A 5,791-nucleotide genomic window follows, 5' to 3' on the forward strand; every position below is an offset into this window, starting at 1 on the left:
CCGGTCCCCTCGAATCGGTCCGGCGGGCCAAGCCACAGGCCGGGGCACTCTCCCGCCCCGGCCGGTGGTCCCCGACTCACCGACGGAAGCCGATGCGGCGAATGGACATTCCCCGAACGCACCGAACCGCCCCGGACCCGATCAGCGAAAACCGCCCGGTCGGCGAATGCCGCCCGGGCGCTCTGCGGCCCTGCGGGGCCGTGATCATCAAATACGCGCGGTACGCGGTCGGGCTGCGCGGGCCTCGGCAAGTGCACCTCGTCGCGGAGGACGCGGTGCAGGGGCGGCTCGACGAACGGAGCGTGGTGCAGACGCTCTGCGGCCGCCTCGGCTGGGGTCCGCTGAACGACCCGCCGCACGGCTGGCCGCTGCATCCGGACTGCCGGACCCGGGCATGTCCGGAGTGACTCCGTCCAAGCTCCCCGCGACGTGAAAAGACCGCCGCCCCGGCTGGAGCGGCGGTCTGCGACCCGTCGGGTCAGATGGTCCAGGTGTCGTGCCCGGTGAGCAGGCCCTGCAGGTCCGGCGGGTTCGTCTCGGTCGCCGTGGCGGTCTGCTCGCGGGCCTGGTCGTCGTAGGTGGGCCGCGGGATCGAGCGGAACACGCCGGTCACCGTCGGATCCAGGTGCTGGCCGCCGAGCCGGGACAGCGCGTAGGCCAGCGAGCTGTCCTCGCGCTCGGCGTCGTGCACGACGATCTCCGAGGAATCGACCTCGTCGAGCTTGGCGACCTTGAGCTCGCCGGACGAATCCCGCACCACACCGCGACGTTCGTCCTCCGGCCCGAACACGATCGGCTCGCCGTGCGCCAGCGGGATGATCCGGCGCTGCTTCTCGTCGGAGTCCTTGAGCACGTCGAACGCGCCGTCGTTGAAGATCGGGCAGTTCTGGTAGATCTCCACCAGCGCACTGCCGCGGTGCTCGGCCGCGGCCTGCAAGGTCTCGGTCACGTGCTTGCGATCCGAGTCCAGCGTGCGCGCCACGAAACTGGCCTCCGCGCCCAGCGCCAGCGAAACCGGGTTGAACGGGGTGTCCACCGAACCCACCGGCGTCGACTTGGTGACCTTGCCGACCTCCGACGTCGGCGAGTACTGGCCCTTGGTCAACCCGTAGATCCGGTTGTTGAACAGCAGGATCTTCAGGTTCACGTTGCGCCGCAGCGCATGGATCAGGTGGTTGCCGCCGATGGACAGCGCGTCGCCGTCACCGGTCACGACCCACACGCTCAGGTCCGGCCTGGTGGTGGCCAGCCCGGTCGCGATCGCCGGGGCGCGGCCGTGGATGGAGTGCATCCCGTAGGTGTTCATGTAGTACGGGAACCGGCTGGAGCAGCCGATGCCCGAGACGAACACGATGTTCTCCCGCTTGAGCCCCAGCGTCGGCAGGAAGCTCTGCACCGCGTTGAGCACGATGTAGTCGCCGCAGCCGGGGCACCAGCGGACTTCCTGGTCGGACTTGTAGTCCTTGGCGGTCTGCTTCTCGTCGGTGGTGGGCACGCCGTGCAGGCCGCCCACTTCCGGCAGTCCGAGGTCCGTGGTCGTCACGCCGCAACCCCCTGCACCACATCGGTGAGCACGTTCTGGAGTTCTTCCGCTTGGAACGGCAGGCCCGCGATCTTGGTGTGGCTGTGCACGTCCACCAGGTAGCGGGCGCGCAGCAGCATCGCGAGCTGTCCCATGTTCATCTCCGGCACCACGACCTTGTCGTAACGCCGCAGCACCTCGCCGAGATTCCCGGGCATCGGGTTCAGGTGGCGCAGGTGGGCCTGCGCGACCGCCATGCCCTGCCCGCGCACCCGGCGGCACGCCGCGCCGATCGGGCCGTAGGACGAGCCCCAGCCCAACACCAGCACCCCCGCCTGCCCGGACGGGTCGTCGACCTCGATGTCCGGCACCTCGATGCCGTCGATCTTGGCTTGGCGCAGCCGGACCATCTTGTCGTGGTTGTCCGGGTCGTAGGAGATGTTGCCCGCGCCGTCGGCCTTCTCCAGCCCGCCGATGCGGTGCTCGGTGCCCGGCGTGCCCGGCACCGCCCACTCGCGGGCCAGCGTCTCCGGGTCGCGCACGTAGGGCCAGAACTCGCCGGAGCCGTCCGGCGCGTTCGGCTCGGTCGCGAAGCTGACCCGCAGGTCCGGCAGCTTCGTGACGTCCGGGATCAGCCACGGCTCGGAGCCGTTGGCCACCGCGCCGTCCGAGAGCAGCAACACCGGAGTCCGGTAGCGCAGCGCGATCCGCGCCGCGTCCAGCGCCACGTCGAAGCAGTCCGCAGGCGACTTCGGCGCGATCACCGGCACCGGCGACTCGCCGTTGCGCCCGTAGAGCGCCTGCAGCAGGTCGGCCTGCTCGGTCTTGGTCGGCAGCCCGGTGGACGGGCCGCCGCGCTGGATGTCGCAGATCAGCAGCGGCAGCTCCATGGTCACCGCCAGCCCGATCGTCTCCGACTTCAGCGCAAGGCCCGGCCCGGACGTGGTGGTCACGCCCAGCGCACCGCCGAACGAGGCGCCCAGCGCCGCGCCGACGCCCGCGATCTCGTCCTCGGCCTGGAACGTGGTCACGCCGAAGTTCTTGTGCTTGGCCAGCTCGTGCAGCACGTCGGAGGCCGGGGTGATCGGGTAGGTGCCGAGGAACATCGGCAGCCCGCTGCGCTTCGCCGACGCGACCAGCCCGTAGGCGAGCGCGACGTTGCCGGTGATCTGGCGGTAGGTGCCCTTCGGCAGCGTCGCGGGGGCGACCTCGTAGGTCACGGCGAACGCCTCGGTGGTCTCGCCGTAGTTCCAGCCCGCGCGGAAGGCGAGCACGTTCGCCTCGGCGACGTCGGGCTTCTTGGCGAACTTCTCCCGCAGGAACCGCTCGGTGCCCTCGGTCGGGCGGCTGTACATCCAGGACAGCAGGCCGAGCGCGAACATGTTCTTGGTGCGTTCGGCGTCCTTGCGGCCAACCCCGGCGGGTTCGGCGGCACCGCGGGTCAGCTCGGCCATCGCCACGTGGTGCACGACGTACGGGTCGAGTTCCCCGCTGTCGAGGGGGTTCTGCTCGTAGCCGACCTTGGTGAGGTTGCGCTTGGTGAACTCGTCGGTGTTCACGATCAAGGTGCCGCCGCGCGGCAGGTCGCGGATGTTGGCCTTGAGCGCGGCCGGGTTCATCGCGACCAGCACGTCGGGGCGGTCCCCGGGCGTGAGGATGTCGTAGTCGGCGAAGTGCAGCTGGAAGCTGGACACCCCCGGCAGCGTGCCCGCGGGAGCGCGGATCTCGGCCGGGAAGTTCGGCAGCGTGGCCAGGTCGTTGCCGAACGCGGCCGCTTCCGAGGTGAAGCGGTCACCGGTGAGCTGCATGCCGTCGCCGGAGTCCCCGGCGAAGCGGATCACCACCCGGTTGAGCTGCTGGCTGTTCGTGGCCGAGGCGGCATCGGAGCCTGCCGCCGTGGCCGCACCCGCCCCCGGACGCTCCGGCGGCTGGTGCCCGTTCGTCGTCACCAATGGACCCGTTCCCTTTCCAGCTCGCGGGCGCCCGCGAGCCACTCCTCCGCCCTGTGGCGAACGATACAGCCCACCTCGGTGTTCCAGGTCCGATCGCACCCGGCGCGCGGCCATTCGGCAGCCCGGAAACGGGTGCCGGTTCGGCCGCTGCGGCGATTGTCCGCGGCTTTTCCGCGCGGACGGCCGATGCGGGCGGCCGAATGGGGGCCGACTCGTCGGCGGACGCCTGCCACCGGAGCAGTCGGGAAAACTTTCGAGCTGTTTTCGCAGTTTGCGGTGCGGGGTTCACGTCGTCCGCCACCGACTCTACCAAAAGCGCTGTCGGCACTTTCCGGAGCGAACGTTCTCTCCGGCTGCGGTGACCAACCGCGACGAGGCGGATTCACGCACGCTGGCGCACGCCGATCGGACCGGCCGCGCACCGCGGAATTGCGCTCGTGGAGCGGAAACGCGGGCCCGGCGAGCGGGTGAGCCGGGCCGACGCCGATCTCCGCGAGCCTCCCGCGCTCGGCGGATATGCTGCGCACAGCGCCGGTGGGCACCAGAAGGACACCTGCACCGGAGCGCCTCCCACCCGGCGCCGTCGCCTGCACACCTCGCGGGAGAACCGTCCGGACACGCACTGGAAACGCCTTGTTCATACGGCACGCCTCCGACTACCGAACGTCCCGGAAACCGGCTATCGCGTTTTCCGGAGTGACCAATGGCACCAGTCGAAGCCGCGGCGGAAACTCCCTCCGGAAACCCGGGACGAGCACCGCCGAAAGCAGCGCCGTGATCAACACCACGGTCGCCCGGCGAACCGGCGAACGCCTACCCCGGGCAACTCGGCAGCAGCTTCCGGACAACCCCTTCGAAACGGGAGACAATGGCACGGCTGCATCAATCAAGCGACCCGCGCGCGATCGCCGAGCAAACTCGGCACTGTGATCTCGCTCATAAGAATTCGCGGAATCGTCAATTGCGCCGGCGGGACCGGCGCGCACTCGCTGCACCGGCCCCGCCCCATTCACCCGGCTCCCGGGCCTGCCCGCCGCGGGAACCCCGGACCCCCAGGTCGAGCTGCCCCGGTCAAGCTCCCGGCAGCGCCAGCAGCGCCGCCACGCACGTGCTCAGGTCCCCAGTGCGCCCCCAGACCGTCTCCCCCTGCGCGCCCGTCCCGCGGATCCGCGCCGCGCGGCACTCGTCCCGGTCGAAGATCCACAGCGCGTCCGTGCCCGCCGGGCAGTCCCGCCAGCCGACCAGCCCGGCGATGTCTCCGTCGGCGCCCGGGAAGGACCGGAAGGACCATCCCGCCGCGCGCAGCTCGGCCAGCCCGGCCAGCTCCGGGTGCTCCGCCAAGGCGGTCCGCACTTCTCCGCCAGCACCGCCGGCCGGGGAATCCGGCGAAGCGCGCCGATTTTCTGGTGCTGATCGCATACGCTGACAGTGGCCCGGAAATCGCTCAGCGGAGTGCCACACAATCGCCACACCCGTCCCGATCGGATTGCTCCGGGTACGCGAATCAGGCTGACTGGACGCGTAAGAGGGGGTAGGAACCATGCTGCACGAAACACCGGGGGAAACCGAAAATCCCGAGCAGGCCGAGACCGCGGGCGAACAATCCGCGGAAAGCCCCGCCCGGATCGGGACCCGCATCGCCGAACTGCGCAAGATCCACGGCGTGACGCAGCGCGCGTTATCGGTGCGCGCGGCCGTTTCCTACTCGCTGCTGCGCAAGGTCGAACGCGGTGAGCGCACCGCCAGCCACTCCTTCGTCGCCGCCGTGGCCCGCGCGATGTCGATCAACATCACCGATCTCACCGAAGAACCACCGCACGGCCGCGGCCCCGGACCCGCCGCCGAGCAGTGCGGTGTTCCCGCGCTGCGCCAGGCGCTGGTCGAAGGCGCGGACCCGGAGCTGGACACCGATCCGCGCCCCGGCGAGGACCTGCGCGCCGACGTGGCCCGGATCAAGGAGTGGGACCGCCGGACCCGGCACGCCGAGGCGGTGCAGGCGTTGCCGGACGTGCTGCGGCACCTGCACCACGCGGCCCGCGAGCGACCGGACGACCACCAGGTGCACGAGCTGCTGGCGGCTACCTACTCCTACGCGATGATCGCGCTCTACCGGCTGGGGCATCTGGACCTGTGCCACTTGGCGGATGAGCGCTCCCGCGCCGCGGCCGCCCGCGGCCGGGACGCGGTGCGCGGGTCGGTCGCGGAGTGGAACCACGCGCTGGTGCTGCTGTTCGACGGCTCCTACACCGCCGGGCTGCGTTCGCTGCACCGTTCGCTGGAACTGCTGCCCGCACCGGAGACACCCGCCACCGCCGCG

The 5,791-nt window shown here is 70.7% G+C and carries 5 protein-coding genes; 2 read left to right on the forward strand and 3 right to left on the reverse strand.

The window, feature by feature from the left end; genetic code table 11:
- Positions 1-200 precede the first annotated feature (200 nt).
- Positions 201-407, forward strand: coding sequence for a hypothetical protein (locus IJH84_RS07090; RefSeq protein WP_295141744.1), 207 nt, complete (start codon positions 201-203; stop codon positions 405-407).
- Between the two features lie 71 nt (positions 408-478).
- Here IJH84_RS07090 and IJH84_RS07095 read toward each other — a convergent pair whose 3' ends face one another.
- The 3 genes from IJH84_RS07095 to IJH84_RS07105 all read right to left on the reverse strand — a co-directional run bounded on the left by IJH84_RS07095 (position 479) and on the right by IJH84_RS07105 (position 4,815).
- Positions 479-1,543, reverse strand: a complete 1,065-nt coding sequence (locus IJH84_RS07095; RefSeq protein WP_295141747.1) for a 2-oxoacid:ferredoxin oxidoreductase subunit beta — start codon at positions 1,541-1,543, stop codon at positions 479-481.
- Positions 1,540-3,471 carry a 2-oxoacid:acceptor oxidoreductase subunit alpha gene (locus IJH84_RS07100; protein WP_295141750.1) on the reverse strand — a complete coding sequence of 644 codons (1,932 nt, stop codon included), beginning with the start codon at positions 3,469-3,471 and terminating at the stop codon, positions 1,540-1,542. Before IJH84_RS07100 ends, IJH84_RS07095 begins: the two co-directional genes overlap by 4 nt.
- A gap of 1,074 nt (positions 3,472-4,545) precedes the next feature.
- A complete protein-coding gene (locus IJH84_RS07105; RefSeq protein WP_295141752.1) occupies positions 4,546-4,815 on the reverse strand; it encodes a hypothetical protein in 270 nt (89 codons plus the stop codon).
- A gap of 199 nt (positions 4,816-5,014) precedes the next feature.
- Here IJH84_RS07105 and IJH84_RS07110 point away from each other — a divergent pair.
- Positions 5,015-5,791, forward strand: a 777-nt coding sequence (locus tag IJH84_RS07110) for a helix-turn-helix domain-containing protein (protein ID WP_295141755.1), incomplete at its 3' end; no start/stop codon positions are given.

This window comes from Saccharopolyspora sp., from assembly GCF_017434145.1.
In the GTDB taxonomy this organism is placed as follows: domain Bacteria; phylum Actinomycetota; class Actinomycetes; order Mycobacteriales; family Pseudonocardiaceae; genus Saccharopolyspora_C; species Saccharopolyspora_C galaxeae.